Annotated in this window: 22 protein-coding genes; 8 read left to right on the top strand and 14 right to left on the bottom strand. The window is 58.2% G+C overall.

Annotated elements, in window-relative coordinates; genetic code table 11:
* Positions 1-69: 69 nt before the first annotated feature.
* Positions 70-993, bottom strand: a complete 924-nt coding sequence (gene rsmI / locus QEP12_RS06805) for a 16S rRNA (cytidine(1402)-2'-O)-methyltransferase (protein ID WP_284213775.1) — start codon at positions 991-993, stop codon at positions 70-72.
* Between rsmI and QEP12_RS06800 the strand changes: the two genes are divergently transcribed.
* The 3 genes from QEP12_RS06800 (at position 993) to QEP12_RS06790 (ending at position 2765) form a co-directional block, all read left to right on the top strand.
* On the top strand, positions 993-1388 hold the full coding sequence (locus tag QEP12_RS06800; RefSeq protein ID WP_174862360.1) for a YraN family protein: 396 nt from the start codon (positions 993-995) through the stop codon (positions 1386-1388). The two genes, rsmI and QEP12_RS06800, sit on opposite strands and share 1 nt — an antisense overlap.
* 118 nt (positions 1389-1506) lie before the next feature.
* Complete coding sequence (locus tag QEP12_RS06795; RefSeq protein ID WP_284213774.1) at positions 1507-2103, top strand: SIS domain-containing protein; 597 nt, start codon at positions 1507-1509, stop codon at positions 2101-2103.
* Positions 2103-2765 carry a BON domain-containing protein gene (locus QEP12_RS06790; RefSeq protein WP_174862361.1) on the top strand — a complete coding sequence of 221 codons (663 nt, stop codon included), beginning with the start codon at positions 2103-2105 and terminating at the stop codon, positions 2763-2765. The genes QEP12_RS06795 and QEP12_RS06790 overlap by 1 nt, the downstream gene beginning before the upstream one ends.
* A gap of 77 nt (positions 2766-2842) precedes the next feature.
* Here QEP12_RS06790 and QEP12_RS06785 read toward each other — a convergent pair whose 3' ends face one another.
* Entirely contained in the window at positions 2843-3979 is a 1137-nt protein-coding gene (locus QEP12_RS06785; protein WP_284213773.1) for a PilT/PilU family type 4a pilus ATPase, read from the bottom strand.
* 28 nt (positions 3980-4007) lie between these two features.
* Positions 4008-5051 carry a type IV pilus twitching motility protein PilT gene (locus QEP12_RS06780; RefSeq protein WP_174862365.1) on the bottom strand — a complete coding sequence of 348 codons (1044 nt, stop codon included), beginning with the start codon at positions 5049-5051 and terminating at the stop codon, positions 4008-4010.
* 94 nt (positions 5052-5145) lie between these two features.
* Here QEP12_RS06780 and QEP12_RS06775 point away from each other — a divergent pair, with 94 nt between their 5' ends.
* From QEP12_RS06775 to QEP12_RS06765, 3 genes are all read left to right on the top strand, one after another.
* On the top strand, positions 5146-5868 hold the full coding sequence (locus QEP12_RS06775; protein WP_284213772.1) for a YggS family pyridoxal phosphate-dependent enzyme: 723 nt from the start codon (positions 5146-5148) through the stop codon (positions 5866-5868).
* A gap of 176 nt (positions 5869-6044) precedes the next feature.
* On the top strand, positions 6045-7196 hold the full coding sequence (locus tag QEP12_RS06770; protein WP_284213771.1) for an aminotransferase class V-fold PLP-dependent enzyme: 1152 nt from the start codon (positions 6045-6047) through the stop codon (positions 7194-7196).
* 35 nt (positions 7197-7231) lie between these two features.
* Positions 7232-7636 (top strand): FKBP-type peptidyl-prolyl cis-trans isomerase, encoded by a 405-nt coding sequence (locus QEP12_RS06765; protein WP_284213770.1) that lies wholly within the window; start codon positions 7232-7234, stop codon positions 7634-7636.
* A 158-nt stretch (positions 7637-7794) separates the two neighbouring features.
* Here QEP12_RS06765 and QEP12_RS06760 read toward each other — a convergent pair whose 3' ends face one another.
* The 4 genes from QEP12_RS06760 to QEP12_RS06745 form a co-directional block, all read right to left on the bottom strand.
* Positions 7795-9960 (bottom strand): TonB-dependent receptor domain-containing protein, encoded by a 2166-nt coding sequence (locus tag QEP12_RS06760; RefSeq protein WP_284213769.1) that lies wholly within the window; start codon positions 9958-9960, stop codon positions 7795-7797.
* 545 nt (positions 9961-10505) lie between these two features.
* On the bottom strand, positions 10506-10961 hold the full coding sequence (locus QEP12_RS06755; protein ID WP_284213768.1) for a hypothetical protein: 456 nt from the start codon (positions 10959-10961) through the stop codon (positions 10506-10508).
* A 74-nt stretch (positions 10962-11035) separates the two neighbouring features.
* Positions 11036-11389, bottom strand: a complete 354-nt coding sequence (locus QEP12_RS06750) for an ankyrin repeat domain-containing protein (protein WP_284213767.1) — start codon at positions 11387-11389, stop codon at positions 11036-11038.
* Positions 11390-11397: 8 nt separating this feature from the next.
* Positions 11398-11577: a hypothetical protein gene (locus QEP12_RS06745; RefSeq protein ID WP_174863928.1), complete on the bottom strand. Its 180-nt coding sequence runs from the start codon at positions 11575-11577 to the stop codon at positions 11398-11400.
* 148 nt (positions 11578-11725) lie between these two features.
* Here QEP12_RS06745 and QEP12_RS06740 point away from each other — a divergent pair, with 148 nt between their 5' ends.
* A complete protein-coding gene (locus QEP12_RS06740; RefSeq protein WP_174863930.1) occupies positions 11726-12718 on the top strand; it encodes a TauD/TfdA family dioxygenase in 993 nt (330 codons plus the stop codon).
* 160 nt (positions 12719-12878) lie between these two features.
* On the opposite strand, the gene QEP12_RS06735 is transcribed toward QEP12_RS06740, so the two are convergent.
* From QEP12_RS06735 to purU, 7 genes are all read right to left on the bottom strand, one after another.
* The gene (locus QEP12_RS06735; RefSeq protein ID WP_174863931.1) at positions 12879-13733 is read right to left on the bottom strand and encodes a hypothetical protein; all 855 of its coding nucleotides are present in this window, start codon (positions 13731-13733) and stop codon (positions 12879-12881) included.
* Positions 13734-13743: 10 nt separating this feature from the next.
* Complete coding sequence (locus QEP12_RS06730) at positions 13744-15051, bottom strand: hypothetical protein (RefSeq protein WP_284213766.1); 1308 nt, start codon at positions 15049-15051, stop codon at positions 13744-13746.
* A 265-nt stretch (positions 15052-15316) separates the two neighbouring features.
* Positions 15317-17005, bottom strand: a complete 1689-nt coding sequence (locus tag QEP12_RS06725; protein WP_284213765.1) for an OmpA family protein — start codon at positions 17003-17005, stop codon at positions 15317-15319.
* Positions 17006-17316: 311 nt separating this feature from the next.
* On the bottom strand, positions 17317-18921 hold the full coding sequence (locus tag QEP12_RS06720; protein WP_284213764.1) for an EAL domain-containing protein: 1605 nt from the start codon (positions 18919-18921) through the stop codon (positions 17317-17319).
* Between the two features lie 289 nt (positions 18922-19210).
* Positions 19211-20695 (bottom strand): FAD-linked oxidase C-terminal domain-containing protein, encoded by a 1485-nt coding sequence (locus tag QEP12_RS06715; RefSeq protein ID WP_284213763.1) that lies wholly within the window; start codon positions 20693-20695, stop codon positions 19211-19213.
* A gap of 144 nt (positions 20696-20839) precedes the next feature.
* Complete coding sequence (locus QEP12_RS06710; protein WP_284213761.1) at positions 20840-21760, bottom strand: LysR substrate-binding domain-containing protein; 921 nt, start codon at positions 21758-21760, stop codon at positions 20840-20842.
* Between the two features lie 148 nt (positions 21761-21908).
* Positions 21909-22757 carry a formyltetrahydrofolate deformylase gene (purU, locus tag QEP12_RS06705; RefSeq protein ID WP_174862348.1) on the bottom strand — a complete coding sequence of 283 codons (849 nt, stop codon included), beginning with the start codon at positions 22755-22757 and terminating at the stop codon, positions 21909-21911.
* A gap of 53 nt (positions 22758-22810) precedes the next feature.
* Between purU and QEP12_RS06700 the strand changes: the two genes are divergently transcribed.
* On the top strand, positions 22811-25150 hold the full coding sequence (locus QEP12_RS06700) for a putative bifunctional diguanylate cyclase/phosphodiesterase (protein ID WP_284213759.1): 2340 nt from the start codon (positions 22811-22813) through the stop codon (positions 25148-25150).
* Positions 25151-25153 lie beyond the last annotated feature (3 nt).

Raw genomic sequence — 25153 nt, 5'->3', positions numbered from 1 at the left:
TGTCGCCCCGCCGGGCAAGACCCGGCCCCTGCAGTCCAAGGTGAAGCACAAGCCAGGAAGCCGCAAGGCTTAAGCGTCTTCGCCCTCACGCTTGATCTCCAGCGCCCGGTCATACAAGGTGTTGCGATTGCCGCCTGTAATCTCTGCGGTGAGCTTGACGGCCGTCTTGGTTGGCAACTCCGCCAGCAACAGCCGCAGCACCCGTTCGGCTTCGCCGTTTTCTTGCTGCACCTCCACCGGGTGCAAGACCACCACAAACTCGCCTTTGCTGCGGTTGGCTTCGGCATCCAACCAGGCCGCCACATCCACGGCGGCGTGCGTGGTGATTTGTTCAAATTGTTTGGTGATTTCGCGTGCCAGCGTGACCTTGCGCACACCCAGCACGGCCAAGGCTTTGGCCATTTCCTGGATGCGGTGGGGTGCCTCCAGCAGCACGGTGCAGCGCGGCTCCGCAGCCAGCTTGTGCACGGCAGCTTGGCGCTCGGCGCTCTTGGTGGGCAAGAAACCCGCAAACACAAAGCCGCCATCGGTGTGCCCGGGCGGCACACAGCCCGCCACGCTGATGGCACTGGTGATGCTGCTGGCACCGGGCAGCGGCATGGCGCGCAGGCCTGCTGCGGCCAAGGCCGCGCACAGGCGTGCGCCGGGGTCGCTGACGCCGGGGGTGCCCGCATCGCTCACATACGCAATGCGCTGGCCTTGTTGCAGGCGGGCAATGATGCCGGCTGCGGCCTCTGCCTCGTTGTGCTGGTGCACGGCCAGCAGCTGGTGGCCGGGGCGCTCCAGCCCATAGCTGCGCAACATGCCTTGGGTGTGGCGCGTGTCCTCGCAGGCAATCGCATCCACCATTTGCAGCACATGCAGGCTGCGCAGCGAGATATCAGCCAGATTGCCGATGGGCGTTGCCACCACATACAGCACACCTTGCGGATAATTTTGGGAGGCAGCCGCGTCGCGTGCTGCTGTCAATGCCGAAGCGAAAGAGGCGCTCAATGTTCTTCCTTGGGAAAAAGCCACAACCAGGCGTCAGCGGCACGACCACGGCACGTGGCCAAGCTGCTGAAGACCAAGCCTTGGCCTATCTGCAGGCGCGAGGCCTGCGTTTGCTTGCCCGCAATTATCGAACGCCCGGGCGCGGAGGGGGCGAGATCGACTTAATCCTGCAAGAAAGCAATGGCACGGTGGTGTTTGTGGAGGTGCGCAGCCGCAGCAGCACCGGCTTTGGCGGGGCGGGCGGCAGCATCAGCGCGGCCAAGCGCCAGCGTGTGGTGCTGGCAGCCCAGCATTGGCTGCTGCAGCATGGGGCAGGGCAGGCATGCCGCTTTGATGTCGTATTGCTGGATGGCGCGCAACTCGAGTGGCTGCCTGCCGCGTTTGATGCGGGGTGAGGGCTGGTGCCATGGGTTACAGCACGTTGCAGGAACTTTGCGGGCAGGATGCACACCTATGCAGTGTTAACCGAACGCTACAAAAATCGATAAGGCACGCAGGTATCATTCCTACCCCATGCTTGAGCAACAAATCCAACAACACTTCATAGACAGCGCAGACTTGAAATACCAGTCTGCGCAGTCACTGAGCTTGCCAATTTCTGCGGCGGTGCAGGCCTTGCTGGCGTGTATTACCGGCGGCGGAAAAATCTTGGCCTGCGGCTCTGGCGCCTCTGCCAGCCAAGCACAGATGTTTGCCAGCCTGTGTGTGAGTGGCTTTGAACGCGATCGCCCTGAGCTGGCGGCTGTGGCCCTGACGTCAGACAGCGGGTTCCTGGGCTCGCTATCGGGGGCAGCCAACTTGTCGAACCATTATGTGGCGCGGCAAGTGCGTGCTTTGGGGCAGGCCAGTGATGTGCTGCTGCTGATTTCGGTCAGTGGGCAAGAAAACAGCATGGTGGAGGCGGTGGATGCAGCCCATGAACGCGACATGATGGTGGTGGCGCTGACCGGCCACACCGGCGGTGCTTTGGCAGGCCGCATGCGCGAGACGGATGTGCTGATTTGTGTGCCGCATGAGCGTCCAGCACGCGTGCGCGAAGTGCACGATTTGGTGCTGAACTGCTTGTGCGACGGCGTGGACACCCAATTACTTGGCGAACAGGAGATGTAATGAAAGAGCAATGGCGTCGAACAGGTTGGGCCGTGGTGGCAGCCGCAACGCTGATGGGGGGCCTGACAGCGTGTGTGCCGTTGCTGGTAGGTGGGGGCGCAGTCACGACAGCGTTGGTGGCCTCGGACCGTCGCACTTCCGGCATGTACCTGGAAGACACACGCATTGAGCAAGCAGCAGCGTCGCAGATCCGTTCCGTGGTGAAGCAGGATGAACGCGTCAGCGTGACCAGTTTCAATCGCTTGGTGCTGCTCACGGGCGAAGTGCGCTCTGCGGCTGTGAAGGCTGAGATTGAGCGCGCGGTGGCAGGCGTGGAGAATGTGCGCAGCGTGGTCAACGAGCTGGAGGTGGTGCCGTTTATCTCTTCCATCACCCAGCGCAGCAAAGATACGTTCATCACCAGCAAGGTCAAGGCTAGCATTTTGGATGCCAAGGACTTGCAGGCCAACACCATCAAGGTAGTGACGGAGATGAATGTGGTGTATTTGATGGGGATTGTGACGCCCCGTGAAGCCAAGCGTGCGGCAGAAATTGCCCGCGGGGTGAACGATGTGCGCAAGGTGGTGCGGGTGTTTGAAAACGTCTCTGAAGAAGAGCTGGCGTCGTACCGCACACGCCAAGACGAGGCGCCTGTAGAGCAAGATCCTGCCGCGCAGAATTGATGACACTTGGTGTGCAAACCGCATAAAAAATCCCGGCACTGGCCGGGATTTTTTATGCGAAAGCTGCAGCTAAAGCCCTACATGATGCGGAAGTGCTCAGTGCCGGCTGCGAGGTCGATGTTGTGCGCACGCTTGCTGTGCAGCTTGATTTGCAGGCGCAAATCGTTGACGGAGTCTGCATTGCGTAGCGCGTCTTCGTACATGACCGCACCGCTTTCGTACAGGTCAAACAGCGACTGGTCAAAAGTCTGCATGCCCAGTTCACGGCTCTTTTTCATGATCTCCTTGATCTCCACCACATCACCCTTGGCAATCAGGTCCGAGATCAGCGGGGTGTTGAGCAATACCTCCAGCGCCGCCACGCGCCCTGTGCCGCCTTCTTTGGGCAAGAGACGCTGTGAAATCATGCCGCGCAGGTTGAGCGACAAGTCCATCAGCAGTTGTTCGCGGCGCTCTTCCGGGAAGAAGTTGACGATGCGGTCTAGCGCCTGGTTGGCATTGTTGGCGTGCAGCGTGGCCAGGCACAGGTGGCCGGTTTCGGAGAACACGATGGCGTGTTCCATGGTTTCGCGGTCGCGGATTTCGCCCATCAGGATTACGTCGGGCGCCTGGCGCAGCGAGTTCTTGAGCGCCGCCTCCCAGCTGTCGGTGTCCAGACCCACTTCGCGCTGGGTGATGATGCAGTTTTTGTGCGGGTGCACGAACTCGATCGGGTCTTCCACCGTCACGATGTGGCCTTGCGAGTGTTCGTTGCGCCAGTCCACCATGGCTGCCAGCGACGTGGATTTGCCCGAGCCCGTGGCGCCCACAAAGATGCACAGGCCCCGCTTGGTCATGGCCACTTCTTTGAGCACCTGGGGCAGTCCCATGCCGTCGATGGTGGGGATGCTGGCCGGAATGGTCCGCAGCACCATGCCAACACGGCCTTGCTGAATGAAGGCGTTCACGCGAAAACGGCCAATCCCTGCAGGCGAAATCGCAAAATTGCATTCCTTGGTGCGCTCAAACTCTGCGACTTGCTTGTCGCTCATGATGGAGCGGGCAAGCGACAAGGTATGCGCTGCCACCAAGGGCTGTTCCATCAGGCGCGTGACCTTGCCGTCGACCTTGATGGCGGGCGGAAATTCGGCGGTGATGAACAAGTCACTGCCCTTGCGGGAGACCATGAGCTTGAGCAGATCGTTGATAAATTTACTGGCCTGATCGCGTTCCATATTGCTCTTTCCAAATACCTGTAGGGGCTCAACCGGGGAAGTTTTCCGGAGATTTGGCCTTGCTGCGTGCCTCTGCCGCGCTGATGAGGTTGCGGCGCACCAAATCCGTCAGGTTCTGGTCCAGCGTCTGCATGCCCACATTGCTGCTGGTCTGGATGGTCGAATACATCTGTGCCACTTTGCCTTCGCGAATCAGGTTGCGGATGGCGCTGGTGCCAATCATGATCTCGTGCGCTGCAACGCGGCCATTGCCATCTTTGGTTTTGCACAGGGTCTGCGAAATCACGGCCTGCAGCGACTCCGACAGCATGGCGCGCACCATTTCTTTTTCTTCGGCAGGGAAGACGTCGATGATACGGTCGATGGTTTTGGCAGCGCTGGAGGTGTGCAGCGTGCCAAACACCAAGTGGCCGGTTTCTGCCGCGGTCATCGCCAGGCGTATGGTTTCCAGGTCACGCATTTCGCCCACCAAAATGCAGTCGGGGTCTTCACGCAGTGCAGAACGCAAGGCAGCGGCAAATGAATGGGTCATGGGCCCCACTTCGCGCTGGTTGACCAGGCATTTTTTGGAGTCGTGCACAAACTCGATGGGGTCTTCCACCGTCAGAATGTGGCCATGGTCGTTGTGGTTGAGATAGTCCACCATGGCGGCCAGGGTGGTCGATTTACCCGAGCCCGTGGGGCCGGTGACGAGCACCAAGCCGCGTGGTTTCATAGCCAGTTCCGCAAAAATTTTGGGCGCGTTCAAGTCTTCGAGCGTCAAAACTTTGCTGGGAATGGTACGGAAAACGGCCGCTGCGCCGCGGTATTGGTTGAAAGCGTTTACACGAAAACGTGCCAGGCCTGCAATCTCGAAGGAGAAGTCGACCTCCAGGTTTTCTTCATAGGCCTTGCGCTGGCCGTCGTTCATGATGTCGTAGACCATGGCGTGCACGGCTTTGTGGTCCAGTGGCTCTACATTGATGCGGCGCACATCACCGTGCACCCGAATCATGGGGGGCAGACCTGCGGAGAGGTGCAGGTCGGACGCCTTGTTCTTAACGCTAAAAGCCAGCAGGGTGGTGATGTCCACAACAGATCTCCCTCTCGAATGCCACCTCAATGCAGTGCCTCTTGAGGGCAGCTTGATGGAAGTAGCTGGTTGGTTTGGTACGCTTCGAAAGATTATGACCACGATTGCCAGCAAGCTCCAAAGCGTTCGCGCTCAGATTACCGATGCATGTCAAAAGTGCGGCAGGCAGCCCACAGAAGTGACTTTGCTGGCGGTATCCAAAACATTTCCCGCAGAGGCGGTGCGTGAGGCAGCCTTGGCGGGGCAGCGCGCATTTGGCGAAAACTACATCCAGGAAGGGGTGGAAAAAATCGCCGCCGTGCAGGCAATGGCCGATGTACCTCCTTTGCAGTGGCACTGCATTGGCCCGATTCAAAGCAACAAGACCAAACTGGTCGCCCAGCACTTTGACTGGGTGCATACCGTGGATCGCGAAAAAATTGCCCAGCGGCTGGATGCGCAGCGGCCTGAGCATTTGGCGCCGCTGCAAGTGTGCATTCAGGTGAATGTGGATGGCGGGGAGACCAAATCGGGCTGCTCCCCCGAGGAGGCGCTGGCGCTGGCGCAGTGCATTGCGGCGCTGCCCAGACTGCAGCTGCGCGGGGTGATGAGTATTCCTGATCCGCTACCCTCACACGATGCCATGCTGGCCGTCCACCGCAAGGTGGTGGCCGTGTTTGACCGTATTCGCGCTGCGGGGATCGTGGGGTTGGAGCAGTGGGATACGGTGAGCCTGGGCATGACTGCAGATATGCAGATGGCGATTGCCGCAGGCAGCACCATGGTGCGGGTGGGCAGCGGTATTTTTGGAGCCCGCGACTACAGCAGCCAGGCCTGAGGCTGCAGGTGTCCAGCCTGCGAGATGGTTTTTGATATGGCACAAGTGGCATACGCATCGGCATATGCGGGGTATACCAAAGTCACGAGCTTGCTCGCGCTGCAAAAAGTGCCGTGCTAAGCTGATTTTTATAGCAAACAGGCCGCATCGCGGCCTTATTAAATTTTGGAGAAACCATGCCTGGACTTTTGCCCGATATCGATCCTGATGGACTGCTGGAATTTTCGGTGGTCTACACCGATCGCGCGCTCAACCACATGTCCAAACGCTTTACCGGCGTAGTGCAAGACATTCTGGGCACGCTCAAAGAGGTCTACCACGCCCACACCGCAGTGCTGGTGCCGGGCAGCGGCACCTTCGGCATGGAGGCCGTGGCGCGCCAGTTTGCCAACGGGCAGAAGGTGCTGATCGTGCGCAACGGCTGGTTCAGCTACCGCTGGACGCAGATTTTTGAGGTTGGCAACTTCGGTCTGGGCGGTGGTGCCGTGGTCTGCAAGGCGCGCAAGCAGGGGGCCGGCAGCCAGGACCCGTGGGCGCCATGCGCCGCGCAAGACGTGGCCGCCACCATCCGTGCCGAAAAGCCCAAGGTGGTGTTTGCCCCGCACGTGGAAACCGCCAGCGGCATCTTGCTGCCCGACGACTACATCCGCACGATTGCCGATGCCGCGCACGAAGTGGGCGCCCTGATGGTGCTGGACTGCGTGGCTTCCGGCGCGATGTGGGTGGACATGGTCAAGACTGGTGTGGACGTACTGATCAGCGCACCGCAAAAGGGCTGGAGCAGCTCGCCCTGCTGCGCCATGGTGATGCTGTCCGAGCGCGCCCGCCAGGCCATCGACGGCACGCAAAGCTCCAGCTTCTCCTGCGATTTGAAGAAATGGATGCAGATTGCCGAGGGCTACGAGAAGGGCCAGCACGCCTACCACACCACCATGCCGACCGATGCGCTGGTGCGCCTGCGCGACGTGATGCTGGAGACCCGCGCCTATGGGTTCGACAAGGTGCGCCAGGAGCAGATCGAGCTGGGCACCAAGGTGCGTGCGCTGCTGGAGACACGCGGCTTTCCGAGCGTGGCGGCCGAGGGCTTCAAGGCCCCCGGCGTGGTGGTCAGCTACACCACCGATCCCGGCATCCAGAGCGGCAAGAAATTCCTGGAGGTGGGCTTGCAGACCGCGTCCGGTGTGCCCCTGCAGTGCGATGAAGGTGCGGACTTCCAGACCTTCCGCATCGGGCTGTTTGGCCTGGAAAAATGGCATAACGTGGATCGCACGGTGGGCCATGTGCGTGCCGCCCTCGATGCCATCGGGGTAGCGCCTGCCAAGGCGTAATCCCTTGTTTATGATTGAATGAAAGCGTTCTGATGATGAAGCAATGGTTTGTTTTCGCTGCCGCCAGCGTGCTGGCACTGGGCAGCGTACACGCAGCACCTGAAACCACGGCCAGTGGTTTGGTCTATGAAACGATCAAGGAGGGCAGCGGCGCGCAGCCCAAGGCCACCGATACCGTGCGGGTGCATTACCGCGGCTGGTTCCCGGACAGCGGCAAAGAGTTTGACAGCTCCATCGCCCGTGGCCAGCCCATCGACTTTCCCCTGAATGGCGTCATTCCCTGCTGGACCGAAGGAGTGCAGAAAATGAAAGTTGGCGGCAAAGCCAAACTGACTTGCCCCGCCAGCATCGCCTACGGCAGCCGTGGCGCAGGTGGCGTGATTCCACCGAATGCTACGCTGAATTTTGAGGTGGAACTGCTGGGTGTGAAGGGCAAGTAATCCATAAAAACGTAGCAGATAGCGCAGGTTAAATATAGCTTTCAATGTGAAAACTATTGGAGATGCTTATTAGATAAGCGCTGGCAGCTATTTTTATGGAGATGCGGGGGCAAAAAGGGAGGCTTGAAGCCTCCCTTTTTAATGGCTTGAGTTCAGAGTTAGAACTCGTAAGTACCGGAAACCCACAGGCGGCGGCCTTCTTGTGGGTTGCGATAGCGGTTGCTGTAAGCAGTAGTCATAGCGCCACGGTTCATGTACTGATACGAGCCATAGTCAACAAAATTTTTGTTAAACAAGTTGTAGATGGCTGCGTTGAAGGTCAGTTGTTTGCTTGGCTTGTAACTTCCGCCAATGTGGAATTGCGTAAAGGCTTTGTAGTCGCCCAAGGCTTGTGCCGCAGCCGCAGTTGCGGCATCGGAAGAGTTTGGGTTGCCACGATATCTCTCGCTGCGGTATTCAGCACGGGCCCATGCACTCCATTGCGTAGAAGGCTTCCAGTCAAAACGTAAGTTGAACGCATGCTTGGGTGTGTCAGTCAGCGGCTCTCCCTTGTTTTCCCCACTCTTTTGCTCGCTTTCGGTGTAGGTGTAGTTGGCACTGGAGCTCCAAGCGGAGTTGATGACATAGCGTCCATTCAGCTCAATACCACGCGTAACGGCTTCATCAATGTTGATCGACTGGCCGAACTCTGCAATGCTTGGCCAGTTACCTACGTTGATACAGTTGGGCTGGTTGGGCAGGCTTGTATAAGTACAGTTCGGGCGTGGATCGCCTGAAGCGATCTTGTCTTTAAACTCGTTGTTAAAGAGCGTGATACCGCCGGAGAAGCGCTGCGCATCGTCGAATTGGAAACTCAATTCAGTGCTGCGGCTTGTTTCTGGCGTCAGGTCTGGGTTGCCGATCAGCGGCAATGCGCCTTGTCTTCCGAATCCATTGATACCTGGCGACAACTGTTCTACGCGAGGAGTTTTGTAGCCTTCGCTGACACCACCTTTAACCGTCCAGAAAGAGTTCGCCTTCCATGCACCGTAAATGCGTGGGCTGAAGTGGCTGCCGAATTCGCTGTGGTGGTCATAACGGCCACCCAAGGTCAACTTGAAGCTGTCGGTCAAGCTCCATTCGTCCTCGGCAAACAATGCGTGCTGCTTAAAATTCCACTTGCCAGTGGTCGAGACACCATCGATCATTTCCACTTGCATGTACTGGCCACCTAAGGTTGTCAAATGATTGCCCAAAGGCATGACTACCTTGGAGTCCAACACTTTGCTAGTGGTTTCCAGTTGACGCGGCAAGCCACCGCCCGACAGTCCAGCGCCAGTCAGCGTCGTTGGATTGATTCGGCCAATGGTTTCTGTTTTGTTTTCCATGTAGCTGGTATCCCACACCCCAAAGGCGTAGCGGCCAGTGTGCGAGAGCGACCATTGGTCACGGTTGTACTTCTGTTCTTTGGTGTAACCGCCCGCAGCACCCAACGTGCCCATCTGGCCCTTGGAGTTGTCGTAACGCTGGCGGCCAGACTCCACATCCAAAATGATGTCGTGCTGGCGATTGGGTGTCAGGGACAGGCGAACGCCCAACGTATTGATCTCAGACTTGACCGGGTTGGCTGCCATTCCGGGCGTCACTTCTGCACCCAGGTCATCTAAGTAAGTGATGTCGGCGGATTCGCGGTTGGCATTGCTACCGCGCAAGGCTAAGCCGAGCACATCTTGCTTAATAGGGCCGCTGAGGTAGAACTTGCCGCCATACGTATCACCAAAAGAGGACTCTTCTTGGAGTGAGCCGTCCAACGTGATGGAGCCACCCCAGGTCTTGCTGACCTTGCGGGTGATGATGTTGATCACGCCGCCCATGGCATCGGAGCCGTACAGCGTGGACATAGGGCCACGAATGACTTCAATACGCTCAATTGCTGAAACGGGAGGAATGAAGCTGGTTTGTGTGCCGCCAAAGTCGTTGGGCGTAACGTTGCCAGCGGCATTCTGGCGACGGCCATCAATCAGGATCAGTGTGTAATCCGCTCCCATACCGCGAATGCTGATGTTCGGGCCACCGGTTTTATCGGTTCCCGCTCCGACATCTACACCTTCCACGTCTTCCAGTGCCTGCGCCAAGTTGCTGACACGCTTTTCTTCCAGCTGTTTGCGGGTGATAACGGTAATAGACGCAGGCGCTTCCTTGATGTCTTGCTCAAAACCCGAAGCGGAAACCACCACTTCGGACAGTGTTTGGCTGGCTTCTTGTGCGGCAGCAGATGCGCAAGCTGCAGCAGCCACTGCGAGCAGCGTAGGCTTGATGTAGAACACAGGTGATTTTTTAGACATGGCAAAACATGCCAGCAGTGCTGGCATTCAGACAGGTTAGAAAACGGTGAAGAGCCGCAGCCGCCGTATCGCGGGCATGGGGGCTGCGATGTCCTTGTTATGAATTTTTGGGTGGACGTGAAGTGCACCGATTATTGCACTTGGTAATGCTACTTATTCTCATTAACTTAAACTTCTGTGCAATTTGTAGCGCAAAACAAACGCGCCGGGGGGAGAGCGCAACTGCTGTGGGGTGTGCCTAACCGTTTTGCTTCGGCTGTGTTTTCTGGCCACTGCGTAGCTTGCATGGATGACCCGCCCAGTGCGCTGGGGACGGGCGGTCGTTACATATACCGAAACTGGAGTGCAAGCCATGATGTGCACCGCAGCCAAGCTGCTGTTGCGCGGCGTGCTCCTGTTTTTTGGGATGGCCGTTTGCCTTGGCCCAGCTTGCGCATTGTCTGCTGGTGGCGCAGCAGACGATGCGCAAGACCAGCAGGTGGAGCGCAGGCTGATCGGTACCGTACCCTGTGCTGGGTGTTGAAGCAGACGAAAGTCGTCGCGGTTTACGCTGCGCCTTCGGCCTTGCTGCCATCCGCGTTGTCTTGCTCGGCGACGGCTTGTTCATCAGCCAGCAAATGCGTGCCAATTTGCTTCCAGGCTTTGGCGGCATCGTGCTCTCCGGCAAAGTGGTGGCAGCTGGCTGCTGTCATGGCGATGCGGCCATTTTCGGGCGCCAAGTCAAACGCCAGCTCGCATTGCGCGGCGGCGTTGCTCCACATCACCAGGGCGTTGCTGGATTCTTCTTTTTGCAGCGCGTAGGCCTCGGCCATCCAGGCCTGTGCCAGCCGGAAGGCCGCTTGGGCATCGCCGCCATCGAGCTGGTGGGCGTGGAAGAAATGCTTGCCCGCCTGCTGCCACAGGGCGCGCGCTTGCTGAAAATCTACCGTGGCGGCTTGCTGGGCCTGCGCGACCAAGGTGTTGCCTGCTTGCAGGTGTTCTTCAAAGCTCAGTTCAGTCATAAGGTGGGCGCAACCATCTGCATAAAATCGGCATTGTGGCGCGGAGCCGGAAACAAAGGGGCGTGGCGGCCTTTTTACAGCGGCAGCCAGCGCCGCCAAAAATGGAGGCGACTGGGCGCCGGTGGTGCATGGGCGCCAAACTGCTGCAAAAGTCTTTGCAGGTCTGCGCGCTGTTGCTGCTGTGCGGCTTGCAGTGGCGTGATGCTCCCCAGTTCGGCGGGCAGATTGGCGTCGGCCCCATGCTCGAGCAGCGCGCGCACCACATCGGTATGGCCGTTCAAGATGCTGATGACCAAGGCGGACATCATCGCCTCGGGGTGCTGGTAGTTCACATCCACCCCTTCACGCAAGTGAAAGCGTACGCAGTCCACATCGCCGCGCTCTGCGGCGTAGTACATGTCTTTCCAATCACCCCCAGCACTGGCCATGGCGCCTCCTAGCAAATAGCGAATGTCTCACTGTAGAGCAGGGCCTTGGGGGGCGAAAACTGGGTTTTTGCCCATGCAGTCCCATGGCGAAAAACTGTGCCGAATGGGTCGTGAGCAAAAACGGGTTGCACAGCAAAAGCGATCGGCTGAAAGAAAAATGCCTGCAAAGAACTTTTCATCACGATCATTGCGCGGCCTTGCAGGCTGCAAAAAAACCAGTGATACCCCACGTCTTCGATGGCGATTGCACCGCTCTGCAGCCTGGCGGTTTGCGCACTAGGATGACTGTTTTTCGGGTTAACCCTGAATTGCCTTCAGTCAGACGGAAAGTACAGCGTGAGCATCATTCTTCAAACCCCGGTGACAGGCCCTGCCGCATGGCGCGGTGACGACTTGGCGGGCGACACGACGTGGATTCACCACCTCAGCGCGCAAGCCATTGCTGCGCTGGATGCGGCCTTGGCCCATTTGCAGCAGCAGGGCTTGGCGTTTCCCAACTTCACGCAAGCGGACTTTCCGCTGCCCGCGTTTTTCCGGGCCGAGCTGGCGCAACACGCCGACACGCTGGAAAACGGCCGCGGTTTTGTCCTGCTGCGTGGTTTGCCCGTAGCGCGCTATAGCGATGAGCAGATCAACGCCATCTACTACGGCATTGGCCTGCACCTGGGCCAGCCTGTGCGGCAAAACCCGCGCGGTGACCTGCTGGGGCTGGTGATGAATGTGGGCGACGAAACTCAAAAAACCACCCGCGTGTACGAAACTAACAGCTACCTGCCCTACCACACCGACCCTTCCGACGTGGTGGGCCTGCTGTGCGTGCGCAAAGCCAAAGAGGGGGGGCTCTCCAGCTTGGTGAGTGTGGGCGCCATCTACAACGAAATTTTGCGCACCCACCCAGAGTTGCTGGGCCTGTATTACCGCCAGTGGTACTGCGCCAACCTGTGCGAAACCGGTTCCGAGCCGGGCCTGACCCCCATCTTCAGCTACCACCAAGGCAAACTCACGTGCCGTTACCTGCGCCAGTACCTGGAGCTGGGCCACGAAATGCGCAATCTGCCGCTCACCCCCGTCGAAGTGCAGGCGCTGGATGTGTTCGACCAAACCATGCACATGCCTGCGTTGCGGCTGGACATGATGCTGGAGCCCGGCGACATGCAGTTTGCCAACAACTACGCGGTGCTGCATTCGCGCAATGGGTTTGAAGACCATGACGCGCCGCAGCAGCGGCGCAAGCTGCTGCGCCTGTGGCTGAAGATGCCGAATGCGCGAGCGCTGGCACCCGAGTTCCCGGGGCGCAATGGGTTCGCGGCACCGGCAGCATATAAATAAAAAAGAGAGCAGCTAGCGCTTTTTGTAAGAGGCTTTCAGCATCTATAAATGCTGAAAGCCTCTTTGCATATGCGCTAACTGCTCTCTTTTTAATGGGGTGCGATGCGATGGATGCTGAGTAGTGATGAGCTGCATCGAACGCATCGACCGCGTTAAATGTTTACTGCACTGGCACCAGCAGAGCGGGCATTCCGAACTCTTGCAGCTTGGCATCGCTGCGTTGGAAGTACTGCGACCAGAAATCTTTCAGTGCAGCCATGGTCTTTGGGTCGCGGTAGATGCCGCTGTCTTTGGCGGAGCCTTTGCTGTTGGCGTCTTGCACCAGACCAGCACCTAGTACAAATACGCGTGCGCCAGCCAAGTCCGCCAGCATGCCTGCAGACGCTGCTTTTTGCAGCTCAGTGTTGGCGTTGAGTGAACGCACGTTGCGGTTGGCGTAGAAGCTGCTGACGCCAGAGTTCTCCAGCATGTCAGAGACCAAGAACAAAATCTTGGAAGGCGCGGGCGACTGTTTGATGCGCGCAGACATCTCTTTGACGCTGGCCATCACATCGGACTTGGCATAGTCCGCACTGATGCCGGCCATGGCTTGCTGCAGCGCTGTGGCAGCTGCCTTGCGCACATAGTTTTGTTGGCCGGTCAGACAAGCATCTAGACTGCGCAGCACTTTCACACCCACGCTGCTGCGTGTTGCTTCAGGCAGGGGTACCTCCAAGGTGCCGGCAGAGAGCAGTTCCAGATAACGCCCTTGGCCAAACGAAGAGAAGGTGGCAATCGAATAGGCCGTGCCCGGCTGGATGAGGCGGCCTGCGTTGTCCATGACGGATTTTTGCAAGCTGGCATCCAGCGGCGTAGTCTGGTCTAGCAAGATGAACACTTCACGCTCAGGCGCTGGCGCGGCCATGGGCAGCTTGTTGGCTGCGTAGCAACTGGGCACCGAGTTGATGGTGCTGGCCATACTCCAAGATGCCGCACCCCACAGGGCCGTGAAAATGCATGTTTTCAGCAAATTCATGACTCTTGCCTTAGAACAGGTCATTGACGACAGCTTGGTTGGCGGCGGCCTCACGTGCTGCCTTGCGCTCCTTCAGCCAGGACAGCAGTTCGGGGTGCTTGCGCATGCTGTCGGGCAGACTCAAGAAATATGCTTTCTCTGCTTCTGTGTCGTTGTTCATGGCCTGCATGGCAGCCAGTACATCGGCAACGGTCAGTGCTGGCGATGCCTGAGCTGCAACGGAAACTGCTGCGGGCGCTACAGATGCTACGGGCACTGGCACAGCAGGTGGCACTTGGGCCGTAGTTGCAGCGATAGGGGTACGATCGGCAACGATTGGGTCAAAGTTGATTTGGCTGTCTTCGCGGTCCTTGAGGCGTTGTTCGCGCAGGTAATCGTCAAAAGAGTTGCGCAATTCCAGTTTGGTGTGCGATTTGCTTTCAATGCGCTGTTGCAAATCCTTCAAACGGCCATTGACCATGTCACGAAGTGGGCGGAAGTAAGCTAAATAGTCTTCGTAGGTAGAAAAGCCGCCCAGGCCGTTAAACGCTTTTTGCGATTCGCGACCTGCAAATTCGTACTTGTAGCCTGCCCCCATACCCACGATTTGTGTGATCACAAAGATGAAGCCCAGCATGGCAAATGCAGCCAATCCTTCGCTGGAGACGGCATCCAGCGCTTCATTTTGGGCTTTGCTGTCCGCATCTTGTTGAGACGCTTGCACTTCGGTGGGTAGAACCAGGGTGTCAAAGGGGTTGCCAGAACTTGCAGCCGCTTGTGCCTGCACGGTATGGCCCGTTGTTTCACGGATCAGCTCGCTTTCCATGTTTTTCACGCGCATGTAGGTGGACACCACAGCGATAAATGCAATCGCGATGATGGCAATAATGCCGCCGGCATAGCTGCCCACGTCGTGCGAATGCTTGCCCACGCGGTTAATAGTTTGCTTGAAGTCTGGATCTTTGGAGTCCACCGATTGGTCCATATTCAAAGACACGGTGCTGACGGAATATTCATCGCTACCGCGTTCTTTGTAACGGGCGAAGCACGAACGCAGCAAGGAAGTGCGGTAGTACTGGTGACCAGCAAAGTGGGTCAGTGCCACTAAAATCACGCACAACACCAAAACGATGGCAAACATCAGCAAAGTGTGGGTGTTGGCACTGCCTTCACGGGCCATCCAAGAGCCCAACAGGTAAGAAAATCCCAAGCCTTCGGCAATCACCAGCACAACCAGCAGTGTCCACACAAAAAATGGTGTGGGCGAGCGGCCCAAATCAGCAGCCTTGCGCAAGTATTCAATACGCTGATTGAACATATCGCGTGTCATCAAATTCACAAAAGGCTTATAGCTGGCACACAGTTTTTCTTCAGAGCGCAACCAGCCGGGTGTTCCTTGGGTTTTATCTTTAGACAGGCGTGCAATATGTCCAATGACTGGGAATGTGACACAAAAATCTACTACCCATAATTTAAAGCGATTGTTGGAAATATAAGCCATAAATACCAGTGCCACTGCCATCAGTGTACCTATGGCAACTATATTTTTTGTTATGAAATCTATAATGTTTTCCATTTTTATTCCTGTTGTAATGTTTGATTATTTATTTTGCCAGGCGTGGCGAAAAATCTTTTTGGAAATAATCACCTTGGCCGGGGTAAATCAGATTTCCGCTGCTGGCAGTGGTTGCTTTTTGGTGTGGAATCAAGATGTCCATACACTGCACTGGCCCCGCAGAGAACACACGATAAAGCAGCCCATTTTTGCCCATATAGGCGTTGACTTCGGGCTTGCTAGTGAAATCTGCTCGTGCCTTGGCGTCACCTTGGTAGTCGCGATAGACCAGCAAATCAGGATTGCGCGCAGGCACAGCGCCATCGCGCAAAACGGCTACGTGGTTGAGTGCCAGTAAGTGGCCGTTGACACTGGCCACCCAACTGCTGTCATAGACGCCGGGCAAGTAGTCCGTGGTGCGCAGCTTGTCGGTGCGCAGAGACTTCACGCCCCGCGCAACGCGTGGGCGGTCTTGCAAGCAACTAAGCAGGCCTGCGGCCTCATCGGCCTGAGCTGTCGAGATGATTGAAAACGTGCTACTGGGCGCTGCGCCTCCCAGTGCTAGCACGACCGGGCGTCCGTTGACGGGCGTACCGCCAAAGTCCACTGCACCCGGTTTGATATTGGTGCGCGTTATGCTGGCTTCGGGGGCCGGAGCAGTGCGTGCAGGCGCTGAGGGTGTAACCAGCGTCACTGCGGGCGCAGCATGCGCTGATGGAGCGATGATGTGCGGGTGGGCGCTGGTGGTGGGCGACGGGACGGTGACCGCCTTTTGGACGCTGTTCTTATCAGCTTGGGCTTTGCCTGCTGCGCGCGGTTTGGCCGTGCTGGTGCTTACCGTTTTTTGCTGCTCTGGCGTAGCTTCACGGTAGAACGCAGTGTTGGTGCGGCGGCCGCCAGAGAGGTAGTTGTCAAAAGCGGTGTCGTCGCTCAAATCCAGAATTTCTACCCGGCGGTTGCGAGTACGGCCAGCTTCATCGATATTGTTGGCTATAGGGAGCGTCTCTCCGGCACCTTGGTAGAAGATTTGGCTGCGATCAAACCCTTGGCTGGCAAAAATTTCAGCCACTGCACGGGCGCGTGCTTCAGACAGTTGCGCGTTCTGTGCAGATGAACCCGTGTCATCGGTGTGCCCCACCAACAAAATGCGCATTTTTTGCGTACGCTCACGCGTGGCCGCTGCATTTTTTGGATCCGGTGACGGCATGTAGCTCTGGGCAATCGCTTTGAATGCTTCTGTACCGCTGGAAGTGAGTTTGGCGGAGCCGACTGCAAATTGCTCACTGTTATCACGCACGGAAACACTCATCCCTTTTTTGCTGCTGTTTTTATCTGCCTGCACTTCATTGATATCGTCTACCTGCATATCAATTTGGTGTTTTTTGGCTATTTTGTATAAATCACAGCGGCGACGATCAATATCATTTCCAATTAATCCGCCTAACAAACCTCCTACGGCAGCACCAACTACCATACCTGTTTTATCACCACCTAATACTTTTCCTAAAATAGTTCCACCGACTACACCCACTGCTATACCAATATTTCTGGAATTATTAGAGCAAGGGTCTTCGCTAGCAAAATTATCTTTAATGATATTTCCACCGCTTTGCGTGGTTTGGCAGCCTGTTGCGGTCAGTAAAATAGCTGCAGCAGCAGTAATTTTAATACGGCGAGATATATTATTTTTATAATAAATTTTTCGTGAATTCAGCGATTTATTGCTTGTCATTGCCATGTGATTTTTAATGATGATTTTGCTGCAATGTAACAAAAAAACTTAGAAATAACAACTTATTACCAAGGGTTGATTGGAGTGTGAGCACTTGCAATTAATTGATGCTTAGATGGCTTTGCGTACGCATGACTTTCAGCACCGGCTCAAGCGCTAGCTCGATAAAAAAATATCTGTTTGGAAGGGGCTGCCTGCAGCTGCTTCAGCAGTTGCAGGCTGGGTGATGCCAGGGTGTTGGGCCATACCGCGTGAAGTGCGCGGGGGCGTGGTGGCGGCTTAGCTCCACCGCAACAGCCCTTATGTGCCAGCCGTACTCACGCGCGGTGCGATGTTGCCAGACCTTCCAGCAGCTTGGCAAAGGGCATGGGCTTGGCAAACAGCCAGCCTTGTGCCAGTTGCACCCCCCGCTCACGCAGATACTGGGCTTGTGCGGGGGTCTCGACCCCCTCGGCAATCATGGTCAGATTCAGCGACTTGGCCATTTCTATGATGTGCGGCGCCACCTGGCTGGAGGCGGAGTCTTGGCCCATGGTGTCGACGAAAGATTTGTCGATCTTCAGGTAATCCAGATCGAACTTTTCCAGATACGACAGGCTGGAGTAGCCGGTGCCAAAGTCATCAATCGCGACGTAGATGTCCAGCGACCGAATCTCGCTCAGGATGCGTTGGACGATGTCCGCCTTCATCAGGCCGCGCTCGGTGGCTTCCACCATCAGATTGCCGGGGCGCGCACCAATTTTCTGGCGCAGGCGGGCCAGCTTTTCCACCGTGGCGTGCGACTCCAGATCGGCCGTCGACAAATTGATGGCAATGTGAAAGTCTGGGTAGCGCGCAAAAAAGTGCGGTGCATCGTGGCCCACCATCGCGATAACCTGCGCGGTGATGTCGCGGATCATGCCCGTTTCCTCGGCGGCCTTGATGAACACATCCGGCGGCACCATCTCGCCGGTGGGGCGCAGCCAGCGGATCAGCGCTTCGGCCCCCACCCACTGCCCGGTCTGCAAATCGACAATGGGCTGGTAGTGCAGCACGAACTCTTTGCGCTTCAACGCGACTTTGAGTGCCCCGGTCAAGGACAGTTGCTGCCGTGCCAGATGCAGCACGGCCAGCGCCAGCAGGGTGCCTGCGAGCACCCCGACGGGCACGAGGATGGCGGCCATGCGGTACAGGCCTTCATCGACCTTCACCACGGGCACCGCCACATAGGAGGCAAATTCAAACTTGCCGGAGCGGCGGATGACCACAAAGTTGTCTTTGTCGACAAACTGCACCTGCTGCGCATTGCCCAGTCGCTCCAGCCACTGGGGCTCCCACTTCCCGCGGCTGACGATGACGCGCTGGGCCGACAGCGAATACAGCCCCAGCGACATGTGGGCATCATCGGTAAACACATCCAGAAAGGTTTTGGGCAGGATGATGACGACATAGCCTCTGGCTCGGGGTGCCAGGATCAAAAACGATGAACCCGGCAGCGTCGGCAGTTCATGGGCTGACCACACCTTGGAGCCCAGGGGCGTGACAAACGTGGGCTCTCCCAGATAGATGTTGTGCCGCCCGAAGGCGGTGCACTGCAGCACGTTGTCTTGCACATAGCCCACCGCTTGGATCTGGTCGGACTGCAGCTTCAGCGTACCCATCAGGCGCAGGCTCTCGAGCGAACAGGGGTCCGACATGCCAGCGCGAGCCAAGGTGGCAGTGATGCGCTCCATCTGCTCAATGCCCTCACTGCTTTTGCGCAACACCTCCTTGGCGACCGAAGCGGTGAAATCAATCTGGTTGCTGAGATTGAGTTTCCAGGCCCAGTAGATGGAAAACACAATGGGGAGGGCAACGGCCAGCAGGCCGGCACTTACGGCAATCCAGAAGGCCTTCCTCTTGCCTGTGCCTGGGACATGGCGTACTAAGCCGGTATCACCCATATAGCTCCTTGAAAACCTCTGCCACCGTGCCAGCAGCAGGCATGAAGGACTCGCGCAGTGCGCGAGCGGGTCAGCACCCACAAACCATTATGTGTAAATCAGGGCGTGCGCACTACCGCGCTTTCATGGATGCTGTGGACGGGCGGTTGGCGTCTGCATGGATTTTGAAAAACATAGCGCTCAGCGCAAGTTCATACTGGCGTTTGGGCCATTTTTATCCGTAAAAAAAGGCTTTGCAGCACTGCATGGAATGCAGGACTGCAAAGCCTGTGGCGCTGCGTGTAATCGCTTAGAAACGCGGCAAATCCGGGTGACTGATTTGCCCGCCGCGCACCAGCATCTTGCCGTATTCGGCACAGCGGTTGTGGGTGGGAATGACCTTGCCGGGGTTGAGCAGCCCTGCGGGGTCAAACGCTGCTTTGAGCGCAAACATCTGCAGGTTCTCTTCGGTGGTGAACTGGGTGCACATGGAGTTGAGCTTTTCAATGCCCACGCCGTGCTCGCCCGTCACCGTGCCGCCCATGGCCACGCTGGTCTCCAGAATGTCGGCGCCAAACAGCTCACAGCGGTGCAGCTCGTCGGGGTCATTCGCATCAAACAAGATCAGGGGGTGCAGATTGCCGTCGCCCGCGTGGAACACGTTGGCGCAGCGCAGCTGGTACTTCTTTTCCATCTCCTGGATGGCCAGCAGGATGTCGGCCAAGCGCTTGCGCGGAATGGTGGAGTCCATGCACATGTAGTCGGGGCTGATGCGGCCCGACGCCGGGAAGGCGTTTTTGCGGCCGCTCCAAAAGCGCATGCGCTCTTCTTCGCTGTTGCTCACGCTGATGGCCGTGGCTCCGGCAGCGCGCAGCACATCGCTCATGCGGCCGATTTCTTCTTCCACTTCTTCGGGGGTGCCGTCGGACTCGCACAGCAAAATGGCTTCGGCTGTGAGGTCGTAGCCGGCTTTGACAAAGTCTTCCACGGCGGCGGTCATGGGCTTGTCCATCATCTCCAGCCCGGCGGGGATGATGCCGGCGGCGATCACGGCGGCCACGGCATCGCCGGCTTTGCGCATATCGTCAAAGCTGGCCATGATGCAGCGCGCCAGCTGGGGCTTGGGGATGAGTTTCACGGTGACTTCGGTCACCACGGCGAGCATGCCTTCGCTGCCGATCATGGCGGCCAGCAGGTCGTAGCCGGGGGTGTCCAGCGCATCCGAGCCGAATTCGACCGGGTCGCCCTCGATGGTGAAGCCTTTGACCTTGAGGATGTTGTGCACCGTCAGGCCGTATTTCAGGCAGTGCACGCCGCCGGAGTTTTCGGCCACGTTGCCGCCGATGGTGCAGGCAATCTGGCTGCTGGGGTCTGGGGCGTAGTACAGGTTAAACGGGGCGGCGGCCTCGCTGATGGCCAGATTGCGCACGCCGCATTGCACGACCGCGGTGCGGCTGTAGGCGTCGACATTGAGAATCTGGTTGAACTTGGCCAGCGACAGCGTCACGCCCATGGCGTGGGGCATGGCGCCGCCGGACAGGCCGGTGCCCGCGCCGCGTGCCACCACGGGCACGTTGATGGCGTGGCAGGCTTTGAGCACGGCTTGCACCTGCGCATAGGTTTCGGGCAGGCAGACCACCAGCGGGCGCTGGCGGTAGGCGGTCAGGCCGTCGCACTCATAGGGGGTGGTGTCTTCGGCGTTCCACAGCAGGGCATGGTCAGGCACATGCTGGGACAGGGCTTGCACCACCTCGGCTTGGCGGGCAGCACGTTCGGAAAGGCTGGCGGTTGTCATGGGCAATGACTGTAGGGCAAGCCTGGGCGGTGCGCTGTGATTTTTCTTGCAAGCCTGTGTGAAAGCGCCACGCTGGTGGCGCAGGGTGCAACTAAAAAAATAGCTGTTAACGCAGTCGGTATAAGCGTTAGCAGCTATTTTTGCTTACATGGTTTGCGCCACCCATTCGGCGAAGGCTTTGCATTCCCAGCGGTCCATGGTGCCGGTACGCCAGCACAGGTAGTGGGCGTGGGGGCTGGGGATTTCCAGGTCAAACAGGCGCACCAGGGTGCCGTTGTCCAGCCACGGCGCGCCCAGTTTCAGGCGCACGGGGGCCACGCCCATGCCTGCGGCGGCGGCGTCGCACAGCAGGCCCACGTCGTTGAACTGCGAGCCCTCGGTGGGTTCGGCCCAGTCCAGCCCGGCGGCGAGGAACCACGGGCGCCACGACTCCAGCGGGCTGCGCAGCAGGGGCAGCTCTTGCAGGTTTTCGGGTTTGGTGATGGGGCCGTGCTGGCGCAAAAAGGCGGGTGAGGCGACGGGGGTGTACACATCGCGCGCGATTTCCAGGTGCTCCACGTCGGCGTAGTGGCCCACGCCGTAGCGCACCATCAGGTCGGCATCTTCGGCCACCACATCCAGCAGCGGGATGGCGACTTGCAGCGTCAGATCAATTTCGGGGTGCGCCTCGGTGAACTGCGCCAGCCGCGGAATCAGCATGCAGCGCGCAAAAGTGGGCGTGACGGCAATTTTCAGGCGGGTGCGGCCACTGGCCACCGGGTGATTGGGAAAGCATTGCAGCGCGCCCAGGCCTTCGCGCACTTGCTGCAGGTACTTTTGCCCGTCGGTGGTGAGGGAGAAATCGGTGCGGCCAAACAGCTGGGTGCCCAGCACCTGTTCCAGCTGGCGCACGCGGTGGCTGACGGCGCTGGGGGTGACGCTGAGCTCTTCGGCCGTCAGCGTCACGCTGCGCAGGCGCGCCAGGGCTTCAAAGGTCAGCAGACATTGAATGGGGGGAATGCGCCGCGCCGATCGGCTGTCAAAAAAACGGGTGGGGCGTTGGCCGTTGTTGCGTGGAGTTGACATGTTCGGTACCGCGGGCGGGGTGGAGGTGCTTAGGATGCTCTGTTTTTAGAAGCTTCTAGCGCTTGTTATTACTTATTTTCAGTATGTAATCAATGCGAAAACAAGAATCAACGAGCGCTAGCTGCTTTTAATTAAAGAGCAGTGCCATTTAGCGGAAGACCACCGTTTTGTGACCGTTCAAGATCACGCGGCGCTCACTGTGCCACTTCACGGCACGGGCCAGCACCTGGCTTTCGGTGTCCTGGCCGCGGGTGGTGAGGTCTTCCACGGTGTCGGTGTGGTCAGCGCGGGCCACGTCCTGCTCAATGATCGGGCCTTCGTCCAGGTCTGCGGTCACGTAGTGAGCGGTCGCTCCGATCAGTTTCACGCCACGGTCGTGCGCTTGGTAGTAGGGCTTGGCACCCTTGAAACTAGGCAGGAAACTGTGGTGAATGTTGATGGCACGCCCCGATAGTTTTTGACACAAGTCATTAGAAAGTACTTGCATATAGCGGGCCAGTACCACTAGCTCTGCGCCTTCCGCCTCGATAATCTCGAACTGCTTGGCTTCGGCCTGTGCTTTGGTGGCAGCAGTGACGGGGATGTGGTGGAACGGGATGTTGTGGCTGGCCGCGAGTTGGTAGAAGTCGCGGTGGTTGCTGATGATGGCCTTGATGTCGATCGGCAACTGGCCTGAGCTCCAGCGGAACAGCAAGTCGTTGAGGCAGTGGCCCTGGCGGCTGACCATGAGCACGGTCTTCATGCGCTCGGCATTGGAATGCAGGCTCCACTTCATGTCATACGTTGCAGCCAGCGTGGCGGTGGCTGCTTTCAGCGCAGCAATGTCGGAGCTTTCGCAGGCGAATTGCACGCGCATGAAGAACAGGCCGGTGGCACTGTCGTTGTATTGGGAAGCTTCTTCAATATTGGCGCCTTGCTCCAGCAGGAAGCCGGAGACGGCATGCACCAGGCCACGGCGGTCAGGGCAAGAAAGAGTAAGGATATAGGCTTGGGTCATAGCACAGCGATTGTCGCAGCATGGCCGGGGGCTAGAGGGAATTGAGGAAATACATGCAACAAGAGGACGCTGTCCCACGCTTGGCGCCTTTACGTGCATTGCTGCTGTATCTGGTGACTGGCTTGCTGTGGTTTGGTGCGGGCGACTTCATCATGCCGCTGCTGGTAGAAGACCGGGAGCTGTACATCACGCTGCAACAGGCACAAGACTATATTTTTGTGGTGGCCTCTGGCTGCCTGGCGGGATGGTTGGTGCGGCGCACCATGCGTGCGGAGCAGTACCGTGTGGCTGCGCGCCAGGAACTGGTCAAAAGCGAAGAGCAGCTGCGTTTGGCCTTGGATGGCAGCGGCAGCGGGATGTGGGACTGGGACATGGTGCGCAAATGCCATACCTTCTCGCAAGGCATGGCCAGCATCCTGCGTTACCAAGGCGATGACTTTGGCCGGGACTTCCATTTCCGTGCCCGCCTGCACCCCGAAGACCGTGCTGCAGTCGGTGCCGAGGTGCGCATGGCGCTGCGGACGGGCGCACCGTTTGTGGTCACAGCGCGCTTGCAAGGCTTTGATGGGGAATACCGCTGGTATGAGGCACGCGGCACGCGCCACGTGGATGACAGTGGCAAGCTGGTGCGTTTTTCCGGGATTATTTCGGACAAAACCCAGCAGCGCCAAGAAGAAGAGCGCTTGCGCTTGGCCGCCACCGTGGTGGACAACACGGCCGAAGGCATTGTGGTGACGGATGCGTACAGCAATATTTTGTCGACCAATGCGGCATTTTCACGGCTTTTGGGCTATGAATCTTCTGAGTTGCTGGGTAAGCGCCCCTCGGCTTTCAAGTCGGGGCGGCACGACAAAGCGTTTTATGACGAGATGTGGTCCAGCCTGCACCTGACCGGGCACTGGCGCGGAGAGATCTGGAACAAGCGCAAGAACGGCGAGATTTTTCCCGAGCGCATGTCGCTGAGCGCCGTCAAGGACGAGCACGGCAGAACCACCCATTACGTATGCATGTTCACCGACATCTCCCAGGAGAAGCAGCGTGAGGAGCAGCTGCAGTTTCTGGCACACCGCGACGCGTTGACGGGCCTGTCCAATCGCGCCTGGTTCAGCCAGGAGCTGGCGCGCTCCGTGCAAGCGGCGCAAGTGCGCAGTGAAAAGATGGCGGTCATCCTGTTGAACCTGGACCGCTTCAAGGACGTGAACGACAGCTACGGCCACGCCGTGGGTGACGAGGTGTTGCGTCACATCGCGCGCCAGGTGCAGTCGGCGCTGCGGCCGGGCGACCTGATCGCGCGCATGGCGGGCGATGAAATCGTGGTGCTGGCCCACCAGCTGACGTCTTGCGAAGATGCCTCGGATATTGCGGAGCGCTTGATCCATGCTGCGGCACAGCCCTGGAAGTCGCCCGATGGCTTTGCGGTGGTGGTGAGTGTGAGCGCCGGAATCTGTTGCTATCCGCAGCACGCGCAGACGGCGGCACTGCTGGTGCAGGGTGCGCATGCCGCAGTGTATGGCGCCAAGCAAGGCAAGGGCGGCAGTAATTTGTGGTGCTTCTTCAATGAAGACATGACGCAGGCTGCGCGTGAGCGAATTGCACTGGAATCGCGCTTGCGCCACGCCTTGGCGCAAGGGCATTTGCAGATGTTCTACCAGCCCCAAATTGATATTGCGACCGGCAATATTGTGGGCTGTGAGGCTTTGATGCGCTGGCTTGACCCCGTGGAGGGCATGATCTCCCCGGCACGCTTCATCCCTGTGGCGGAGACTTCGGGGCTGATTGGCCCGTTGGGCGAATGGGCGCTGACCGAAGCCTGTCGCCAGGCGCAAGCGTGGAGCAGTCAAGGGCTGCCTGCGATTTCGATGGCAGTCAATGTCTCGCTGCACCAGTTTTTGCTCACCGACATCGTTGGCTGCACGCGCAAGGCGCTGGAGAGCTCGGGCTTCCCAGCGGTGTGCCTGGAGCTGGAGATCACCGAAAGCGCACTGGCAGAGCGCCCCGATGAAGCGTTGAATGTGTTGCGCAACCTCAAGAGCCTGGGTCTGCGCCTGGCAGTGGATGATTTTGGTACCGGTTATTCATCGCTGGCGCACCTCAAGCGCTTTCCGATTGACCTGCTCAAAATTGACCAGAGCTTTATCCGCGATATTCCCAACAGCCCCGACGACATGGCCATCAGCCATGCTGTGATTGCCATGGGCCAAAGCATGGGCATGGAAGTGCTGGCCGAAGGCGTGGAAACTGCTGCACAGTTGGAGTTTTTGCGCCAGCATGGCTGCAACCTTTACCAAGGCTATCTGTGTAGCAAGCCATTGCCGAGTGCGGAGTTCACACGTTTACTGGAGCGAGAGCAGCACCGGCAGCAGCAAGTCGCTGGAGGCAACAAGTACTTGTGACAT

The sequence above is a fragment of the Comamonas jiangduensis genome (assembly GCF_030162955.1).
GTDB lineage: Bacteria > Pseudomonadota > Gammaproteobacteria > Burkholderiales > Burkholderiaceae_C > Comamonas > Comamonas jiangduensis.
This window is presented reverse-complemented; position numbering and strand designations above follow the sequence as displayed.

Excerpts from the sequence above, each read along its gene's own strand:
- QEP12_RS06700 (WP_284213759.1), top strand. The coding sequence starts at position 22,811 with ATGCAACAAGAGGACGCTGTCCCACGCTTGGCGCCTTTACGTGCATTG.
- QEP12_RS06765 (WP_284213770.1), top strand. The coding sequence starts at position 7,232 with ATGAAGCAATGGTTTGTTTTCGCTGCCGCCAGCGTGCTGGCACTGGGC.
- QEP12_RS06720 (WP_284213764.1), bottom strand. The coding sequence starts at position 18,921 with ATGGGTGATACCGGCTTAGTACGCCATGTCCCAGGCACAGGCAAGAGG.
- QEP12_RS06770 (WP_284213771.1), top strand. The coding sequence starts at position 6,045 with ATGCCTGGACTTTTGCCCGATATCGATCCTGATGGACTGCTGGAATTT.
- QEP12_RS06715 (WP_284213763.1), bottom strand. The coding sequence starts at position 20,695 with ATGACAACCGCCAGCCTTTCCGAACGTGCTGCCCGCCAAGCCGAGGTG.
- QEP12_RS06755 (WP_284213768.1), bottom strand. The coding sequence starts at position 10,961 with ATGACTGAACTGAGCTTTGAAGAACACCTGCAAGCAGGCAACACCTTG.
- QEP12_RS06785 (WP_284213773.1), bottom strand. The coding sequence starts at position 3,979 with ATGGAACGCGATCAGGCCAGTAAATTTATCAACGATCTGCTCAAGCTC.
- purU (WP_174862348.1), bottom strand. The coding sequence starts at position 22,757 with ATGACCCAAGCCTATATCCTTACTCTTTCTTGCCCTGACCGCCGTGGC.
- QEP12_RS06745 (WP_174863928.1), bottom strand. The coding sequence starts at position 11,577 with ATGATCGTGATGAAAAGTTCTTTGCAGGCATTTTTCTTTCAGCCGATC.
- QEP12_RS06750 (WP_284213767.1), bottom strand. The coding sequence starts at position 11,389 with ATGGCCAGTGCTGGGGGTGATTGGAAAGACATGTACTACGCCGCAGAG.
- QEP12_RS06735 (WP_174863931.1), bottom strand. The coding sequence starts at position 13,733 with ATGAATTTGCTGAAAACATGCATTTTCACGGCCCTGTGGGGTGCGGCA.
- QEP12_RS06795 (WP_284213774.1), top strand. The coding sequence starts at position 1,507 with ATGCTTGAGCAACAAATCCAACAACACTTCATAGACAGCGCAGACTTG.
- QEP12_RS06800 (WP_174862360.1), top strand. The coding sequence starts at position 993 with ATGTTCTTCCTTGGGAAAAAGCCACAACCAGGCGTCAGCGGCACGACC.
- QEP12_RS06725 (WP_284213765.1), bottom strand. The coding sequence starts at position 17,005 with ATGGCAATGACAAGCAATAAATCGCTGAATTCACGAAAAATTTATTAT.
- QEP12_RS06775 (WP_284213772.1), top strand. The coding sequence starts at position 5,146 with ATGACCACGATTGCCAGCAAGCTCCAAAGCGTTCGCGCTCAGATTACC.
- QEP12_RS06790 (WP_174862361.1), top strand. The coding sequence starts at position 2,103 with ATGAAAGAGCAATGGCGTCGAACAGGTTGGGCCGTGGTGGCAGCCGCA.
- QEP12_RS06710 (WP_284213761.1), bottom strand. The coding sequence starts at position 21,760 with ATGTCAACTCCACGCAACAACGGCCAACGCCCCACCCGTTTTTTTGAC.
- QEP12_RS06760 (WP_284213769.1), bottom strand. The coding sequence starts at position 9,960 with ATGTCTAAAAAATCACCTGTGTTCTACATCAAGCCTACGCTGCTCGCA.